The 16,432-nt window shown below is 46.9% G+C and carries 20 protein-coding genes; 8 read left to right on the plus strand and 12 right to left on the minus strand.

Annotated features, from left to right (window positions below):
* Window positions 1-163 precede the first annotated feature (163 nt).
* The gene (recJ, locus tag JGK14_RS30075; protein WP_293180477.1) at window positions 164-2,239 is read left to right on the plus strand and encodes a single-stranded-DNA-specific exonuclease RecJ; all 2,076 of its coding nucleotides are present in this window, start codon (window positions 164-166) and stop codon (window positions 2,237-2,239) included.
* A 496-nt stretch (window positions 2,240-2,735) separates the two neighbouring features.
* On the opposite strand, the gene psb30 is transcribed toward recJ, so the two are convergent.
* The gene (psb30, locus tag JGK14_RS30080) at window positions 2,736-2,876 is read right to left on the minus strand and encodes a photosystem II reaction center protein Ycf12/Psb30 (RefSeq protein ID WP_293180474.1); all 141 of its coding nucleotides are present in this window, start codon (window positions 2,874-2,876) and stop codon (window positions 2,736-2,738) included.
* Between the two features lie 17 nt (window positions 2,877-2,893).
* Here psb30 and JGK14_RS30085 point away from each other — a divergent pair, with 17 nt between their 5' ends.
* Complete coding sequence (locus JGK14_RS30085) at window positions 2,894-3,028, plus strand: hypothetical protein (RefSeq protein WP_293203180.1); 135 nt, start codon at window positions 2,894-2,896, stop codon at window positions 3,026-3,028.
* Between the two features lie 26 nt (window positions 3,029-3,054).
* On the opposite strand, the gene JGK14_RS30090 is transcribed toward JGK14_RS30085, so the two are convergent.
* Both JGK14_RS30090 and JGK14_RS30095 read right to left on the minus strand, forming a co-directional pair.
* Window positions 3,055-3,708, minus strand: coding sequence for a Uma2 family endonuclease (locus tag JGK14_RS30090; RefSeq protein ID WP_293180471.1), 654 nt, complete (start codon window positions 3,706-3,708; stop codon window positions 3,055-3,057).
* Window positions 3,709-3,804: 96 nt separating this feature from the next.
* A complete protein-coding gene (locus JGK14_RS30095) occupies window positions 3,805-4,029 on the minus strand; it encodes a ribbon-helix-helix domain-containing protein (protein WP_325315843.1) in 225 nt (74 codons plus the stop codon).
* Window positions 4,030-4,357: 328 nt separating this feature from the next.
* Between JGK14_RS30095 and JGK14_RS30100 the strand changes: the two genes are divergently transcribed.
* From JGK14_RS30100 to JGK14_RS30110, 3 genes are all read left to right on the plus strand, one after another.
* Complete coding sequence (locus JGK14_RS30100; RefSeq protein ID WP_293180468.1) at window positions 4,358-4,726, plus strand: YkgJ family cysteine cluster protein; 369 nt, start codon at window positions 4,358-4,360, stop codon at window positions 4,724-4,726.
* A gap of 170 nt (window positions 4,727-4,896) precedes the next feature.
* Window positions 4,897-5,220, plus strand: a complete 324-nt coding sequence (locus JGK14_RS30105) for a hypothetical protein (protein ID WP_293197038.1) — start codon at window positions 4,897-4,899, stop codon at window positions 5,218-5,220.
* A gap of 221 nt (window positions 5,221-5,441) precedes the next feature.
* Window positions 5,442-5,729, plus strand: coding sequence for a YggT family protein (locus JGK14_RS30110; protein WP_293180462.1), 288 nt, complete (start codon window positions 5,442-5,444; stop codon window positions 5,727-5,729).
* A gap of 151 nt (window positions 5,730-5,880) precedes the next feature.
* On the opposite strand, the gene JGK14_RS30115 is transcribed toward JGK14_RS30110, so the two are convergent.
* The 6 genes from JGK14_RS30115 to JGK14_RS30140 all read right to left on the minus strand — a co-directional run bounded on the left by JGK14_RS30115 (window position 5,881) and on the right by JGK14_RS30140 (window position 10,600).
* Window positions 5,881-6,312 (minus strand): hypothetical protein, encoded by a 432-nt coding sequence (locus JGK14_RS30115; protein WP_293180459.1) that lies wholly within the window; start codon window positions 6,310-6,312, stop codon window positions 5,881-5,883.
* A gap of 111 nt (window positions 6,313-6,423) precedes the next feature.
* Entirely contained in the window at window positions 6,424-7,425 is a 1,002-nt protein-coding gene (locus JGK14_RS30120; RefSeq protein WP_293180456.1) for a shikimate dehydrogenase, read from the minus strand.
* A 266-nt stretch (window positions 7,426-7,691) separates the two neighbouring features.
* Window positions 7,692-9,062, minus strand: a complete 1,371-nt coding sequence (locus tag JGK14_RS30125; RefSeq protein WP_293180453.1) for a P-loop NTPase fold protein — start codon at window positions 9,060-9,062, stop codon at window positions 7,692-7,694.
* A gap of 238 nt (window positions 9,063-9,300) precedes the next feature.
* Window positions 9,301-9,564: a hypothetical protein gene (locus JGK14_RS30130; RefSeq protein ID WP_325315844.1), complete on the minus strand. Its 264-nt coding sequence runs from the start codon at window positions 9,562-9,564 to the stop codon at window positions 9,301-9,303.
* A gap of 58 nt (window positions 9,565-9,622) precedes the next feature.
* The gene (locus JGK14_RS30135) at window positions 9,623-10,303 is read right to left on the minus strand and encodes a type 1 glutamine amidotransferase domain-containing protein (RefSeq protein ID WP_293324492.1); all 681 of its coding nucleotides are present in this window, start codon (window positions 10,301-10,303) and stop codon (window positions 9,623-9,625) included.
* 129 nt (window positions 10,304-10,432) lie between these two features.
* Window positions 10,433-10,600: a hypothetical protein gene (locus JGK14_RS30140; RefSeq protein WP_293180444.1), complete on the minus strand. Its 168-nt coding sequence runs from the start codon at window positions 10,598-10,600 to the stop codon at window positions 10,433-10,435.
* A gap of 14 nt (window positions 10,601-10,614) precedes the next feature.
* Between JGK14_RS30140 and JGK14_RS30145 the strand changes: the two genes are divergently transcribed.
* Both JGK14_RS30145 and JGK14_RS30150 read left to right on the plus strand, forming a co-directional pair.
* Entirely contained in the window at window positions 10,615-11,505 is an 891-nt protein-coding gene (locus tag JGK14_RS30145) for a LysR family transcriptional regulator (RefSeq protein WP_325315845.1), read from the plus strand.
* A 49-nt stretch (window positions 11,506-11,554) separates the two neighbouring features.
* Window positions 11,555-12,193, plus strand: a complete 639-nt coding sequence (locus JGK14_RS30150; protein WP_293180438.1) for a Uma2 family endonuclease — start codon at window positions 11,555-11,557, stop codon at window positions 12,191-12,193.
* Here the strand turns inward: JGK14_RS30150 and JGK14_RS30155 are convergent.
* From JGK14_RS30155 to JGK14_RS30165, 3 genes are all read right to left on the minus strand, one after another.
* Window positions 12,190-12,696: a hypothetical protein gene (locus JGK14_RS30155; protein WP_293180435.1), complete on the minus strand. Its 507-nt coding sequence runs from the start codon at window positions 12,694-12,696 to the stop codon at window positions 12,190-12,192. The genes JGK14_RS30150 and JGK14_RS30155 overlap by 4 nt on opposite strands.
* Window positions 12,689-12,922 carry a hypothetical protein gene (locus JGK14_RS30160; protein ID WP_293180433.1) on the minus strand — a complete coding sequence of 78 codons (234 nt, stop codon included), beginning with the start codon at window positions 12,920-12,922 and terminating at the stop codon, window positions 12,689-12,691. Before JGK14_RS30160 ends, JGK14_RS30155 begins: the two co-directional genes overlap by 8 nt.
* A 344-nt stretch (window positions 12,923-13,266) precedes the next feature.
* Window positions 13,267-16,053: a phycobilisome rod-core linker polypeptide gene (locus JGK14_RS30165; RefSeq protein WP_293324511.1), complete on the minus strand. Its 2,787-nt coding sequence runs from the start codon at window positions 16,051-16,053 to the stop codon at window positions 13,267-13,269.
* 62 nt (window positions 16,054-16,115) lie between these two features.
* On the opposite strand from JGK14_RS30165, the gene JGK14_RS30170 reads away from it, so the two are divergent.
* A partial coding sequence (locus JGK14_RS30170; RefSeq protein WP_325315846.1) for a hypothetical protein occupies window positions 16,116-16,432 on the plus strand: 317 nt, incomplete at its 3' end.

Genomic DNA, 16,432 nt, shown 5'->3' on the forward strand with positions numbered 1-16,432 from the left:
GTCAACTGTCAACTGTCAACTGTTCACCACGCTGCTTTTATCCGCACAACCTTCGGATTTTACCGAAAAAACTCATCTTTGCGATCGATCGCCAATCTAATATTGATTTCATTAGACACTTAATTAGGTAAGATTGGTTATGTATCTTTAGACCTCAGCTTCCGTGCCAGAGCTACCGACATCTGTACCCCCGCATTCTCCCCGATTGCCGAACCAACGGTGGCAAATTTATTCGCCTCAACCACAGCAAGCCGAACAGTTTGCCAATGAAATCGGTTTGTCATGCTTGCTAGCACAGGTACTTATTAATCGCGGTATCGATTCTCTCGAAGAAGTGCAAGGGTTTATCGAACCGGAATCTCTGGTTTTGCCGGCGCCACTGGATGAATTTCCCGATTTGGCTGCGAGTGTCAAATTGTTGCGGGAGGCGATTTCAACAGGTCAGAAAATTGCGATTTGCGGCGACTACGATGCTGACGGGATGACGAGCACGGCTTTGTTGCTGCGAGCTCTGAGGGCTTTGGGCGCGAATGTTGATTATGCGATTCCCAGCCGGATGCACGAAGGTTACGGGATTAACGATCGCATTGTAGAAGAATTTCATGCCGAAGGTGTGGCTCTGATTCTGACGGTAGACAACGGGATTGCAGCCTATGGCCCAGTTGCCAGAGCGCGAGAACTCGGTGTAAAAGTTATTATTACAGACCACCACGATTTGCCGCCAAAACTGCCCCCGGCTGATGCTATTCTCAACCCAAAATTAATTGCGGAATCTTCGCCCTATCGCGGTTTGGCTGGAGTAGGCGTTGCCTATGTTTTGGCGATTACTTTGGCTCAAGATTTGAAGAAAGTTGGCGGGTTGGTGAATCCGCTGCTGGAATTATTTACCTTGGGAACTATTGCAGATTTGGCGCCTCTGACAGGAGTTAACCGCCGCTGGGTAAAGCGGGGTTTGCGACTTTTGCCTCACTCGCAATTAGCCGGAGTTCAAGCTTTGATTCAGGTGGCGGGAGTGCAGCCTGCAAGTGCGGAAAATTTACCTCTTTTTAATTCAAAAACTCAAGCTAACAATACCTTAAAGCCTGAAGATATTGGTTTTCGGCTGGGCCCGCGGATTAATGCTGTGGGGCGGCTGGCTGACCCTCAAATTGTGATAGAGTTGCTCACAACGGACGATCGCGAATTGGCACTCAAAAACGCGATGCAGTGCGAACAAATCAATCAGCGCCGTCAGGAGTTGTGTCAGGAAATTGAGCAGGAAGCGATTGCTTGGTGCGAGAAAAGTGCGCTCAATTTACAGCAGGAACGAGTTTTAGTTGTCGTGCAGCCCGGTTGGCACCACGGGGTGATTGGGATTGTAGCATCTCGGTTGCTCGAACGTTACGGCGTACCCGTTTTTATCGGTACTTTTGAGGATGAGGGTGGCGAAACGGGTAATATCATCCGGGGTTCGGCGAGGGGAATTCCTGAATTTAATGTATTTGACGGGCTAAATTTTTGCGCTGATTTATTAACTAAATTTGGTGGACATAAGGCGGCTGGCGGTTTTTCGATGCCTGCCAAGAATCTCGAACAATTCCGCAAGCAACTGTCAATTTTTGCGAATCAATGTTTGCAGCCGGAACACCTCAAGCCGTTGGTTTCAGTAGATGTGCGAGCGGATTTGGCTGAGATTAATCTTGACCTTTACCGACAAATTGATGCTCTAGAACCTTGCGGGATTGAAAATAAGGCTCCTGTATTTTGGACGCCTAATGTTTGTATTACTGAACAAAAAATTGTTGGTAAGGGAGGTCATGTTAAACTAACTGCAACTCAAGATGAAAAAGGTTCGGCTAGTTTGAAGGGGATTGCGTGGCGTTGGGGCGAATATTTTCCGTTGCCTCGGCGGGTTGATATTGCGTACCGCTTGCGGGAAAATAGTTTTAATGGCAAGACTTCGGTTGAGTTGGAATTGTTGGGTGTCCGCTTAGTGGCCAGTGCTGCTAGTTCGAGGCCGTCGGTGTTTGGAAAAGTTGAGTTTGATTATTGCGATCGCACTTATTCTTGTAGTCTGTCTCCCGCCGGTTCTCAAGAGGAATTGAGAATTCGCAATTCTCAAGGGCAAGTTTTGGTTGTTGAACCTGGACAAAGCATGGGTTTGTTGGGTAACTCCCGCCAGGATGCTAGAGAAGTCGATGTATCTCTACCTTTTTTCGAGAATTTGATTCAAACGGCTAAACACGCCCTCGGTATTTGATCTTCAGTTGACAGTTGACAGTTGACAGTTGACAGCTACCTCTTCCGGTCAGTCCGAGGATTGAAGCAATGAATAGTCTTATTTTAATTTCTCCCTCACTCGTGTTCCGGCTTTCAACCAATTCTTTCTGGTAAACCTAATTCATCGGGGTGAAATTTAGGGAAAATTCGCCCGCACAAAAACAGGTACAAGCCCCCAACACGAAGGTTAGGATCGAATCGACAATTTGAGACCAAAATTCAACGTCGCAGATTTACTGCGCTGCAAGTCAATAGACAAGATTGCAAAAGTCCTTTTAATCAAATTTTGGGACGGGCTAGAAGCCCATCCCACAAGAAAAAAGATTTTTGTGGGATGGGCTTCTAGCCCGTCCTAACTATGAAGTCTAATTTACAATCTAAAATCTCAAATTGACTTGAGTGGCGATCGAGCTTTGGGAATTTTGAATTTTAAATTATGCAAAACTCTCAACTATCGATCGCCAGCCGTGGTATAATTACAGGTCGCCGCCTTTAGCTGCCAACAGAAAAATCACGATCGGGCCAGAAAGCACGACTGCTGCCAGTAAAGCTACCTGAACAATAAGTTGCAAGTTTACAGGGCCTCCGCCGTTAAAAAGATCCGTTATAAAGTCCATGTGTCCTCCTGACTGTAGTGAGTAAGTCTAGATTGATGAGAAAATCCGCTTCTGATTTTACCGGGCGATCGGCCCTCTTTTTTAAGGAAGTTTACAAAATTCAACAAAATGTAAAGAACGATCGACCTGCGGGCGATCGCAAATTCGGCTAAAAAACCCTGAGTTTGGGCGATCGTAATTAGTCCGGTTCATCCATGGGGCTGCTTGGAGGCAAACCTGCCCGAAAAATCAACTCGGCAGTCAACCTCAATTCTGGGAAAGCCAGCGATTCAACAGTGTCATCGCCCCGAAACTGCTTTACCTGATACTCCCCATCTACTAACTGGCAAACTGAAAGGGTGGGTTGTTTGGGATTCCCAATGAACTTGCGGCCACCTAAACCCAAATAGTCCACAATCCAGTATTCAGGGATGCCAATTTCTTCGTAATCAGCAAATTTGAAATGGTAATCATCTCGCCAGTTCGTGCTGACGACCTCTACAGCCAGTCGGATCGAAGACCCCATCGTGATGATGGACTCCCTTTCCCAGCGCGGTTCCTTTGCCAGAGATGCTTGATCTAGGACAATTACATCGGGCTGATAACCAGCCTCATCGCGAGTGGGTTTAAGCAGGCAGTCACCAGGGATGCAGTAAGGTAATTCGCGTCGGTCAATTTCAACTCCTACTTTTAAGCTGATAAAACCTGTAACACCGGAATGGCGGCCAGTTCCTAGAGGCATTTCGACAATTACTCCATTGTGTAGTTCGTAGCGGTGAACTGAGTTCTCTGGATACCAGGCTGCGAACTCATCAAAAGTGACTGTTTTGGGGATTGTTTGGGCTTGGATCATGGTGTTGTTCCTCCTTTGCTAGATTTATACTAGATATTAGCCAGCTTCCTTACTTTCCTTGCCCCGCTTAGCTTTGGTAGTTGGCGGGGGTTTGGTTTATGTGAGTCCGGAGCTATCAGGTTCACTCGGAGGTGCGCTGGCTGGATCTGACGATCGTTTATTCCTCTCTATCAAGGCTTTCTTGACCAAGACAAGAACCAGTTGAGGAATGGAACGAAATTCAGAATCAGCCCAAATTTTTAACTCCTTGTACTCGTCAAAGTCAAAGCTGATGGTAGTTCTTGGTCGCTTGGTAGCCATATCGCGCGGTTGTCTATACATATCAACATTATCCGCGACTGTCTACCGAGGCTTCAATTTACCATCAGGTACATCATACTTGACAAGTGATGTACTTGTAGATTTTGATAAAGCTCACAGCCAAAAAAGAGCCAGCCCCAAGCATAAAACAGTCATCCGTACAGGAACCAGGGCTGGATGCCTTTACCGGAGAGTGTTCGCAATCAAAAATCGAACCGTCTTTTCGCGAACTCCTTCTGCGGCGCTGGCACTTGGTATACTTGAAAGGCTTTAATCTCTCTTAAAGTTGGGCATTTTCCAGATAATGCTCCAAATCTAAAATCTAAAATCTAAAATCTAAAATCAAATTATGGCTACTTGGCGTTGCGTAAAGCAGTGCGGTGCTTGTTGTTACCTAGAACCAACAGAGCGCCCTGACCTGGACGAGTATTTATCTACCGAGCAATTGGCGCTCTACTTGAGCTTAGTGGGAGATGACGGTTGGTGTATAAACTTTGACAAAGAAACGAGGGAATGCGGAATTTATGCCGATCGCCCGCGCTTTTGTCGGGTAGACGAGGAAGTGTTTCAGGATATGTACGGGATTGAGCCTGCTGAGTTGAACGATTTTGCGATCGACTGCTGTTTGGAGCACATTGAAGATATGTATGGCGATCGATCTTTGGAGATGATTCGCTTCAACTCTGAAGTTGGAACGATCGCCTTACCCGACAATTAACCGACTTGATGTCCCTGTGGGCTTTGTGCTTCCGAAGCATTTTTCGAGATCGTATTTCAATCTCAAACCTAAAATCTCAAACCTAAAATCTAAAATCCTCTCCAGGTCGATCGCTCCAGAGAGTGTAAAAATAGACAAATCAAGGAAATATCGCGCAGTTGAGTTGAGCCATGAGCAATCGAGAGGGTTTTACAGGCGGATTTATTGCGGGAGCCGCAGTTGGGGGCTTGGTAGGGGCAGTTTTGGGTGCGGTGCTGTCGAGGCGCGCTGCTGAAGCTTTGCTGAGCGATCCTTCCGATGCCAAGACCAGAAAGATGCGCCAGAGGAAAGCCAGCCAACTCGAAGCCGAAGGGATGGAAGTAGCAAGGCTGAGTTTGGAAGATAAAATTGCCCAGCTAAATCAGGCAATTGATGACGTGCGGCTGCAACTCGGCGATGTCAACGGGAACGCGCCAGCCCACAACAGCGAGGGTTCGATCGCCCCTGACTCCTGAATAAGATTGAAGATTTTAGAGCAGTCGGGGAGTAGAATGCGGGCGATCGACCAACTGTCGCACATTTCTCTGTTCAACTTTCCCATTAAAAACCAAGGCAAAAGTAAAAAGGAACCACAAAATTGCTCAGCCTCTACCCTCAGTGCCTTCCCTCTTCCGCAGCTATGCTAAACTCAAAGTTAAAGTGTCTGTAAACTTTACTCAAACGACAACCAAAATTTATGAGTTATTCAATAGGCCTTTTGGCAAACACGCTAGCGACATTTCTGCAAATCTATCTAGTCCTGATGATTATTAGGGTACTGTTAAGCTGGTTCCCCAACATCAATTGGTACGACCCCCCGTTTTCGATTTTGAGTCAGTTAACAGATCCTTACCTCAATCTCTTCCGCTCAATTATTCCCCCCTTGGGAGGTATTGACTTTTCTCCAATGATTGCGTTTTTTGTACTTCAGTTTGGCTCGCAATTTCTGATCGGTCTTTTGGGCAGCTTGCAAACCGCTTTTTAGTTATCAGAAAAATAGGGTTTAAAACTTCCCCCTTATAGGGGGAATTTACATTTATAGCCGTTCTCGAAAAAGTGAGGTATGCCCTATGCCCTATGCCCTATGCCCTATGCCCATGAGCACCTCATATTTCGCTCGAAAGGCTATAGTTTCACTAACGGCGAACCACGCCAGTAAAACCTGTAGCTTTAAACTGCTTGAGCTGCAAAGGTGTTCGTTGATTGGCTGCAACCGAAATTCTGAGCTGAAAATCGCTAATTCCGGGAGGAACTTCTTCGATAGAACCTAAGCGAGTCCGGTTTTGCATCACTGGATTTTCATCTGCATCATAAATACGACCGAAAATATCAGCATCAAAAACAGGTTTGCCGCTAGTATTTTCAGCTTTCCCAGTAATCAAAAAGCAATTAGCTTCCATAGAACTGCCGCTGGTGACTGTTCCTTCTGCCATTTCTGCGGGACATTCGTGATAGGAAAGATCGGAAAGTTTAATCTGTGTGGTAGCCCAAGCTGGTGGAGTGAATACCAAACTCAAAATTGCGATCGCCCAAGTGGCAAAAAGAAGACTGATAGCTCGAAATTTCATAACAATTGCAGCGTAAATATATTTTACTCAGCTTAGCGCGAATTCAAGGTCAAATTCTTAACCTCCTCCGGGAAACGGCACTGCCGTGTCCGGCTCCAGGAGGAGACGGCATTAGTCTAAACCTAAATGCTGGCGCAAGGCTTGGCGCATTACATCCACAGGGACATATTCTGTGTCCAGCCAAATTTTCAAGGCTGCTGCTCCTTGTTGAACTAGCATTTCTAGTCCGTCAATCGGTATTGCACCGCGAAGCTGTGCATCTTTGAGCAACTGAGTAGGATTCGGGGTGTAAATCAGATCGTAAACGATCGCACCTGCGGAAATTCGATCGAGCGCAGCAGCAGCAACCGGCGACTTTTCCCCGTGCGGGTGCATTCCCACAGGAGTTGTATTCACCAGCAAATCGGCCTGCGAAATCAACATTGACAAATTATCCCAAGTATGCACCTGCAAATTCTGCATCGGCATCGGAGAATTCACCCAACTCTGTTGAAATTCCGCTAAATTGGGGGCGTTGCGGCCGACAACGTGAATCTCTGCAAATCCCAATTGAGCGCATCCAGCCACAACAGCCCTCGCCGCCCCGCCATTCCCCAAAATTACCGCTACTTTCTGACTCCAATCGGAAGCCCGCCCTAGGGGGGTTTTTAAACCCGGAGATCCCCCTAAATCCCCCTTAAGAAGGGGGACTTTGAGTGAATTCTCCCCCCTTCTTAAGGGGGGCTGGGGGGGATCGGAATCTGATCGGAAAGTGGGAAAACCCTCTGTTTGCAACGGCGCGAGAAAGCCTTCTACGTCGGTATTTGTGCCGCACCAACCTTTGTCAGTGCGGTAGACGGTGTTGACTGCGCCGATCGCCCTAGCAATGGGAGAAACCTCCGCCAGCAGCGGTAAGATTGCCTGTTTGTGAGGAATCGTGATGCTAAATCCCCGAAGGTCGATCGCGGCAAATCCTGCCAGCGCAGCCTTTAAATCCTCTGGTTTTACCGGAAACGGCAGGTAAACAAAATCGACACCCAAGTGAGAAATGGCAGCATTGTGCATCACCGGGGACAGAGAATGTGCGATCGGATGACCAATTACTCCGAGCAGTTTAGTAGTGCCTTTAATCATAGTTTGAAGTCAGTTGTCAGTTGTCAGTTGTCAGTTGTCAGTTGTCATCAGGAAGAAGTAAGAAACTTATTGTATCAATCAAAGATTTATGCAGAAGCCGCAGATTTAAGGCAGATCGACGCAGATAATTTGAAAGTAATTTATAGCGGTTCTCAAGCGGGGTGAGGTATGTCCTATGCCCTATGCCCTATGCCCTATGCCCTATGCCCATGAGTACCTCATCTTTCTGAGAAGGCTATACATCTTTAATCTTTTACAAATCAAAGCTATTTGGCCGCATTTTCGGTATCCCGAAACTCCTTCGCGTCAGCCAAAATCGGATTGACATCAAACCAGTAATCCTCGCCGTAACGGTACTCAAATACCCAAAGACTGCGGAGCAAAATTTGGTATTTAGTTTCACCATTCACTGTTTTGGTAGCAGATACTTGGCGGAGTAATTGCCACTCATCAGGTTCGATCGCCAAAGTAAGCTGGTGACGGCGTTGGACAATCACATTTTCCAAAGTTTCCCGCGACACAGGAGGGTCTTGTTTTTGCAGACAGCTATAGAGTAGTTGTAACAAATTGCGAACATGACCCCCGCTAACTCGACAGAGGCGATCGAGAGTTTCGGCAGAATCGAAAATTTTGCCAACCAAAGCATAGCGCTGCGACGCCTCCACTGTTGGAAAAGCGCGCGCCAGAACCATCTGTCGCAGCAATTCGACACCCTCTGCACACTCAGAAGCGTCATTCAATTGCACCGGCACCATCGGCAAAACCTTTGGATCTACCCCGAAGCGATTGCTAAGCTGACCCAAGTCGTTAGAGAAAATCAGCACCAAAGGAATTGTATACACGACATGACAGTTCAGTCTTGCCAACTGCTCCCCGCGATCGACAAACAGATATTCCGGCTGCATCCGCCCCGTTGGTTTCGCGCACAGGTGTATGCGATCGAGATTGTCGATAATTACCACAAGTCCCTGTTTACCTTGGCGCTTGAGTTCTTGATTAGCCGGTTCCAGCAACTCCTTATTGAGCGCATCTAAAATTACATTAGTCCGCGGCTCCAAATATTGCCTCAACTCCGATCGCAAATTCGGAGCATCCTTCGCCTTAGCAGTAATTTTGCCAATACCCAAAGACAAAGAAAACTCTCCATCCGTGCTAGCATTTACCTCACCCAAACCGGGGACAGAAGCTCCCGCTTTCAGATCTATTTGAGTTTGAAAAACATCAGCAACGCCCTTGAGCAAAGCTTTAAAACCCGTCGGTTGCAGCTTGATTTTCATTTTCTCAATGCTTTCGCTCACCTGACGCGCCACGCTCAACAAAATGTCAGTGATATCGACATCAGCCATGTCTAAATCTTTACTCGACTCAAAATAAACCACATGAAAACCTTGCTCCTGCAATTGAGCTTGCAGCCGCAGCAATTCTGTGGATTTCCCCGAGCCGATGTGACCGGTAAATAATTGACAGGTAGGTACATCGGGCGAGAGACGGCTGATGGTGCGCTCCAATTGTTCTACGATTGTGCCGCCCCGCACTGACGAAAAATCGATATAGTATTGTCGGTCTTCTTGATTTGCTACTGCCAGGGTGTAGCTGGGATTGCAGGCCGTATAAAATTTCTGTAAATTTAGTTCCATACCCTGTTCTCTGTTTTATAATATTATGCCCTAAGAGCTTCTTCATTGAGCAATTTGACCGCTCCGCACAAATTGCTAGTTGTTTTGATGTTTTATTGGTCTTTCAATATCTAAATGTAGATCGGAATCCGCAATCACAAATCCCACTTATTTTTTGCAGTCACGGAATGAACAAAAGTCAGTAATAACTTGATTGCTTCGAGCGTGAGGACTTGAGTTCTCTCCAAAATCAGAGGACTCAAGTCATCACAACTAACAGATTGATTGCGGAGAATTTGCCGAACAGCATCTGACACAGGCGATCGCGAATTTGTCTGCTAAAATCAAAGACGAACTGTGGGCGGTAATGTTCTCCAGTAAAATTGGGTATTTGAGTAGGGTTAACCGAATGCAGAAAGGGCGAGCACTTGCACTCGCCCCGATGGATTATCCAGTTAAGATTGGCGGGAATCTCCAACCTCAAATCTAATTGCATCAGCGAATCGCATAACAGATTTCTCACCGAGCCAGATTAATTTGCCGAAACTGTTGGGTGTACCGATTCACCAGATTTCAAAGTGCTATGTTGCATTAATTAATTCTACCATTCGTTCGCCTACACCTGCGGCGGAAGCGGGATTTTGCCCTGTGACGAGTCGATCGCTCGCCACAACACAAACTTGAAAATTAGGAACCTTAGTAAAATTAGCCCCACGCTCAATTAACTTCGCCTCCAGCAAAAACGGCACGATATCAGTCAATCCCACAGCCGCTTCCTCTTCATTAGTAAAAGCAGCCACAGTCTTGTTAGCAACCAGGTATGTACCGTCAGATAGCTTAATATTGACTAACGCCGCAGGCCCGTGACAGACAGCACCGACAATTCCGCCTGCTTCATAAATAGCAGCCGCAATCTCAGCAAGTTCCTGGTTATCAGCAAAATCCCACATGGTTCCATGTCCGCCAGCATAGAAAATAGCAGCATATTCTGCGGGTTTAATTTGTGCAGGATTCAGAGTATTTTCGACTCGCAAAACCTGCTCGGAATCGTCTAAAAAAGCCTTATTTAGCGGGTCTTCTAAATCAATCCCAACCATTGGAGCTTTGCCGCCTTTTGGACTGACAAAATCTACCATTAATCCGGCTTTAGTAAATGCGTCCAAGGGATGGGTTACTTCTGGGAGATAGAAACCAGTTTCTTTACCAGTGTCACCAAGAGTATCGTGGCTGGTTAAAACAATCAGAACTTTTTGGCTAGTCATATTCGATTCCTGTTGTGGGTGTCTTTGTGCTCGTTGTTTTTATCCTAGGTCGAATTCATCTAAAATACAAATTATGAAAGTTTCGTGTAACTATAAATCTAGTTATACCAAATCCCAATGCCGAACTTCCTAACATCCGTTAAATCTGAGATATTTCACCATTGTCAGCAACAGGCTTTCCGGCCTGTTCCACAAAGAGTGCATTTCTTGTGGGGGCTTAGCAACAGGCTTTCCGGCCTGTTCCACAAAAAGTGCATTTCTTGTGGAATGGGCATCTTGCCCGTTCCTAAAATCCATTGCCGAACTTCCTTATGATTAGCTTTGAGTGGTATCGCAGCTTTATCGAGCTTTACCGCGTCGGAACCGTATCCGGGGCAGCCCAAGTTTTGCACCTAACACAACCGGCTGTCAGCCAACACGTCGCAGCCCTAGAGTCAGCTTTGGGAAATCCGTTGTTTCAAAGAACTCCGAGACGGATGGTGCCGACGGATGCGGGAAAAAGACTGTATAGTCAAGTTGCAAGTGCGATCGAGAAACTCGAATCAATTCCCCACAAAAACTCCAGCGCCGAAACACCACAAACCATCAGAATCGGTACACCACAAGAATTTTTTACCGATCGCATCCTCAGTCAATTACCCCAAGACGATCACACTTTTTACACAATCCAATTTGGACTAACATCGGAGTTGATCCAACAACTCAAAGCCGGAAAACTAGACATCGTAATTGCTACCCAAAAAATTACCTTGTCTGACATTGAATATGAACTACTATTCGAGGAAAACTTCTGGCTAGTCGGGCCGCCAAATATGGCGATTCCGATTGCTGAAGGAATCAGTCAAGCAGATTTAAACCCACTTTCTCAATGGCTATTAACTCAACCTTGGATTGCTTACAGCGAAGAATTACCGATCGCCCGCCGCTTTTGGCGCGTCGTGTTTGGCAAAAGAATCGATGTTCAACCCAAACTAATTATTCCCGATTTAAGAGCAATTAGACAAGCCGTTGAATGCGGATTTGGCTTTAGCGTGCTTCCCGATTACTTGTGTGCAGATTGGGTGACAGAAAATCGTTTGACACTTGTGCTTAAACCTACACAGGCTGTTACCAATCGGATTTGGCTGGCTTTTCGGAAATCGGAAAGACAGTTGCCAAAAGTCAAACGGATGTTAGAAATTTGCCAAATCAATGTAAACTAAGTTAGCCTTAGAGTAAACCATCAATATCAATTCCACTTGGAGGTCACTTGTGGTAACATCTGCACCAGAAGCTACAGCAGAACTGCAAAAACCTATTGGCGAACAGCGCGTCGTAATTTGGGGGTTATCTTGGGACGGTTATCTACAAATTCTCAATGCCTTACCCCAGTCACGAGGCTGTCATTTGATCTATGACAACGGGATTCTAGAAATCACCATGCCCTTAGAAGAACACGAATTTTCAAGTCGATTAATCGAGTGTTTTATTCGGACGCTGATTGAACTCATGGGGATGCGGATGAAAACGATGGGTTCAACAACTATGAACTATCCTTTTCTGAAAAAGGGAGCCGAACCAGATAATGCCTACTATATTCAAAATCAACCCCTCGTCAAAGGCCGAAATGTTGATTTTACCAAAGATCCTCCGCCTGATTTAGTGGTAGAAGTAGATATTACTCATACTGATATTGAGAAAAACAAATTCTACGCTGCTATTGGTGTACCGGAGTTTTGGCGGTTCAATGGCAAAGTGTGGCGAATTTATCAATTGCACGAGGGCGAGTATATGGAGGTTGAATCGAGTCCTACCTTTCCTCAAGTGCCGAAAGAAAGGCTAATTGCTTTTCTAGAACAGGCAAAAGAAGATGAAATTGCGGCAATACGCGACCTGCGAGCTTGGTTTTAATGCTGTTTTTCTTGAGTCTTGAGCCACTCCATTGCCGATTTCGATTCAGCCTGCACGTCCTCCGACTGAGTAGCTAGCCACTCCTGATAAGCCTTTTCATCACCACCAAAGGAATCTAGGGATGGAGCAAAGCGATGAGCCTTTTTCATCCAGACATTTTCAGGTGCTAAAGGCTTATAGGCGCAGTAGCAAATGCAAATTGTATCAAATCCTGCACCATAGGGAGGCGGGATTTCAGGGGTGTATTCTTCCACCCGCACAACTTCCCAGCCACTATCTCGAAAGGAGTCCCGGTTTTCTGGCACTGTTTCCGTCAGTCGGTGTCCGATCGCAGGAGCAGGTTTGCCACTAGAGTCGTAGTGTTCGGCAATGGTGTTAGTTAAAGAAGGTACTGAATCCACATTTGCAATGCGGTAAAATGACTTTCCGATTTGTGTCTCAGTTTTCTGACGATACTTTTCAATTTCACCTTTATCCGCTTTGAACAGAATCAGTTTACGCATCTTCTTTGTCCTCCTTGAAATAGTCGCCTTGCGTTAAATCCATGCGAGAGGGTGGAAACTCGCAGTAGCCATCGAAAACGCAATCCACAGGTAAAACATCAGTTGCGACTAGCTCTGCCTGCTTCAGCGTCCACCCGTAATTATCTGCCATATCCTCGCAGCATTCTTCATTCGCTGCCGCATGGCGGGTTTCATCTTTCTCCTCGTCGTATCTGGGTTTTGTCATACTTAAGTTACTCCTAGTTCGGATAGTCGAACTTTGGAGAAGTCGTCTCGGTTGAGTGTGTCCTCACTCACCGGGGCGCATTCACATAATTTATATTATAGAACCCAATTTTTATACCAATTTATTCTATCCATTGTAATTGACACTTTCACGTTGAGGAACACGCGATAAAGGAAACAACTTCCACTACCACACTCTCTCTTTCCTCACTCTGCGCTCTCTGCGCCCTCTGCGGTTAAAAAACTCCAAATTATCCCAAAAAAGGGCTGGTATAGTTACCAGCCCTTCAACTAATTTTAGATGTTAAATTACCAGTAATTTAACATCCAAAAACTCAAATTAATCTAACTTCTGTCAGTAACAGTCGCAGGCTCAAAACTCGGAACCACAACATCAGAATTCTGCTTAGTCAACTGGTTGTACAGCCTTTCAGTATTCGGGAAATTAGCAGCCGGTAAAGTCGGGAAGCGACGATAAGGAACAGTATCCTCACCAAAAGCCTCAGCATATTCAACAGTCAGCAACATCGCATTGATAAAGCCCTTAATCCCTTTACTTGCCAAGATTTGGTTATAAGTCCGAATCTCCGCTTGATTCAGAGGAGCACGGCCCAAGAAGTGCTTCGTACCCAACTCAATCACCTTAGTATTTGGATAAGGTGCATAGAACTGTTTCACGTACAGCGGCGAACAACCTAAACACTCAATGAACTCCTTGAGATTGATTTCATTGTTGCCAAGTTTGCTTTCCAACGCCGTGAATTCATTCTTCACAACATACGAGTTGATGTCACGCTCAAAAATTTGACGGTAAACAGCTTGAATTAAAGTTTTCAAAGCTACCTTATCCGAAGTAGTTGTTAGCTTGAACACCTTAGTTTGTTCACGGCGCTTGCTCACACCTTGAGCAATCCGAGTTTGCAACTGAAGATCTCCGCCATCGATCGCAGTACCCAATTCGATAAACCGAGGTGTTTCAGGAGTCGGCTCAACGTTGGCCTTTTTCTCACCAAAGGAACCCGATCGCATCGTCCGCATCGACAAACCAGCCGGAGTCACATAGCGCTCGTAGGGGACTGTATCTTCCCCGAAAGCTTCGTTGTACTCCATGCTGTCCATGATGCTATCGACCAGCGCGTAGAAACCCTTCTTAGCGCAAATGTCAAAGTAAGCATTCATTTCCTGGCGGCCGTAGGTAGGGCGTCCCAGGAGTCGGCGGTGGATGTACTCGATCGCCTTACAAACATAAAGCTTGCTCCAGTACATATTGCGGAACACATCGGATTTCGCCAACATCCGAATAAACTCGCGCATCGGAATGTCGCCGTTTTCCAGCTTAATTTCCGCCACCTTTTGGCGCTGGCCGTCGAACACATCGCGCCCGAACACTTGCAGGTAAGCAGCCCGAATCACCGCTTGAGTCGAACTTTCGGTATATTTGACACTGGAAGCATTGCTGTAGCTGCTAGAAACACCGCGAGCGGTTTTCTTGGAAGCCACATAGTTGCTGGGTAACTGGTCTAGTTTAAAGACCTTGGGGCCCAGAGAACCAGGAGCCGCACCGCGAGCCGCTGGGTTACTCAATTGATTGTCAATCCCCGCACCTTGACGGATCAAGATCCGGCGAGTGTCTTTGCCAAAGGGAGCTGGACGGTTCTTAGGGTTACGAGTTTCTTTCGGGAAAATCGCACCGAACTGAATTTCCAGCGGATCGTTACCAATACCGTAAACGTGCTGATCTGGTAGAGGCTGAGTGTAGCCTGCGAACAAGGTGATGAACTGAGGAACCTTGCGGAAAGGAGCGCTGAAATTGAACAAATCAATTTGCGGGCCCCAGTTGCGACATTCCTGAGCTTCCTGGCCCAAACCGCGCAGGTAAGGGACTGTTTCTTCGCCGAAGTAGTCGGAATATTCCTGAGAATAAACCATCGCGTCTACGAGGGCTGCCAGGCCGCCTTTGGTGACGATCGCAAAATACTTGCTAAATTCTTCCCGCGAGCTCAAACCACGGCCGAGGAAGTGGCGGGCCGCCAGTTCTACAGCGCGGCTGTTGACAAACGGCTCGTAGAATTGCTGGCGGTACAGAGGAGATTTGCCAAGGCGGCGAATAAACTCTTTCATGGAGATTTCGCCGTTTTTGACCTTAGATTCCAGGTCAGAAATGCTTTGGCTGTAGGCGCGGGTAATGTCGCGCTCAAAAACTTGGCGGTAAGCTGCTTTGATTACTTCAATCTTTTCAGCCGACGACAGACCCGTCTTCATGACGAATTTCGCCCGATTTTCCGCTGCGTTGAAGTAGATTTGAGGAAGTTGCAGCCCTTGCTGGTCATTGGTTTCGCGCTGACGCACCTTCGGTGAAGGTGTAGGAGCTTTAAATTCGGTAATTGCTACGTCAAAATACTGTGCGACGATCGTGCGTGCGGCCTCATCATTCTTGAAATAGTTCAAGGATGCAGCCTTCATTTCCTGCATTGCCACAATTGTCGCCGCCGACGAGCAAGCATTTTCGATAATTTCCCGCAATCCGCGGACATTCACCGAAATAATGTTCGGGTCGCCAGCAACGATCGCGTAGGTAATGTAGCGCAAAAACCAGCTCAAATCCCGCAGAGATTTGGTCATGTTGCTCGGGCCGTAGCGCGAGACATTAATCGGCTGGAATCCTGCTGGAATTGGGCCGCCACCGCCGCCGTTAGTCGAAAACAGATTTCCCAAGCCCAAGAATCCGCCGCCACCTGAGCCTTTGCCGTTACCGCCGCCGCCACCTGCGCGACCTTCAACGTAAGTAACAGTTCCTAGTTTCATGCCTTCAGAGACATCTACCGAGCCGCCGCGAGTTGCGCCAGCCATAGCCATCACAGGTTCTGCTGGTCTTTCCAAAAATGCCAGCGGGGAACCGCCGACAAAAATCCGGTTGGCTGCGCGGGATACTATGAGTTCCGAGTTTCTGGTTAGCGTCTCAGAAATCGCGATCCGAAGAGCACCGGAACTGAAATAACTTGCCAGTTCGCTCAGTTCGCCCCGCTGTAGGAAGCGGTCTTGCTGTTCAGCTTGCGAAATCGTTGCGACTGGTACAGTTTGATATAGTTGCGGACGGGCAACTGAGCTTCCACCACTTGCTTTTACAGTCATTAGACTCCTTCGCTCCCTATCTAAATCGTTACAGCATTTACCCAGACTAACCTTGCCTTCTTATGCAGGTAAAATTAGGTATTTTTGCTTTGTTTACTTTTTGCCTTGACCTGTCACGAGGTTGGGGCGCTTACTTTCTTAGATTAAAATGTTTTGGTTTCATCTTTCGTCCTGCCGGGAAATGTCCGACCCGAAGACACCGACGGGGCACTCCCTCCGCGCTTGCTTCGCCCGTACATTCCTGGAAAAAATACAAAGGCAGGATAGCTGACTCCTGCGACGATCGCTACGCCTCTAATCGCCAATTAATTGGACAAACGTGGACTCAGCATACAAAAGAAAACCTTGGCACCTCAAAAGTGGTCATTCTTTTTGGCAT

It is taken from the genome of Microcoleus sp. PH2017_28_MFU_U_A (assembly GCF_020738035.1).
GTDB lineage: Bacteria > Cyanobacteriota > Cyanobacteriia > Cyanobacteriales > Microcoleaceae > Microcoleus.

Excerpts from the sequence above, each read along its gene's own strand:
- psb30 (WP_293180474.1), bottom strand. The coding sequence starts at position 2,876 with ATGGACTTTATAACGGATCTTTTTAACGGCGGAGGCCCTGTAAACTTG.
- JGK14_RS30090 (WP_293180471.1), bottom strand. The coding sequence starts at position 3,708 with ATGATCCAAGCCCAAACAATCCCCAAAACAGTCACTTTTGATGAGTTC.
- JGK14_RS30095 (WP_325315843.1), bottom strand. The coding sequence starts at position 4,029 with ATGTATAGACAACCGCGCGATATGGCTACCAAGCGACCAAGAACTACC.
- JGK14_RS30100 (WP_293180468.1), top strand. The coding sequence starts at position 4,358 with ATGGCTACTTGGCGTTGCGTAAAGCAGTGCGGTGCTTGTTGTTACCTA.
- JGK14_RS30105 (WP_293197038.1), top strand. The coding sequence starts at position 4,897 with ATGAGCAATCGAGAGGGTTTTACAGGCGGATTTATTGCGGGAGCCGCA.
- JGK14_RS30110 (WP_293180462.1), top strand. The coding sequence starts at position 5,442 with ATGAGTTATTCAATAGGCCTTTTGGCAAACACGCTAGCGACATTTCTG.
- JGK14_RS30115 (WP_293180459.1), bottom strand. The coding sequence starts at position 6,312 with ATGAAATTTCGAGCTATCAGTCTTCTTTTTGCCACTTGGGCGATCGCA.
- JGK14_RS30120 (WP_293180456.1), bottom strand. The coding sequence starts at position 7,425 with ATGATTAAAGGCACTACTAAACTGCTCGGAGTAATTGGTCATCCGATC.
- JGK14_RS30125 (WP_293180453.1), bottom strand. The coding sequence starts at position 9,062 with ATGGAACTAAATTTACAGAAATTTTATACGGCCTGCAATCCCAGCTAC.
- JGK14_RS30135 (WP_293324492.1), bottom strand. The coding sequence starts at position 10,303 with ATGACTAGCCAAAAAGTTCTGATTGTTTTAACCAGCCACGATACTCTT.
- JGK14_RS30140 (WP_293180444.1), bottom strand. The coding sequence starts at position 10,600 with ATGGATTTTAGGAACGGGCAAGATGCCCATTCCACAAGAAATGCACTT.
- JGK14_RS30145 (WP_325315845.1), top strand. The coding sequence starts at position 10,615 with ATGATTAGCTTTGAGTGGTATCGCAGCTTTATCGAGCTTTACCGCGTC.
- JGK14_RS30155 (WP_293180435.1), bottom strand. The coding sequence starts at position 12,696 with ATGCGTAAACTGATTCTGTTCAAAGCGGATAAAGGTGAAATTGAAAAG.
- JGK14_RS30160 (WP_293180433.1), bottom strand. The coding sequence starts at position 12,922 with ATGACAAAACCCAGATACGACGAGGAGAAAGATGAAACCCGCCATGCG.
- JGK14_RS30165 (WP_293324511.1), bottom strand. The coding sequence starts at position 16,053 with ATGACTGTAAAAGCAAGTGGTGGAAGCTCAGTTGCCCGTCCGCAACTA.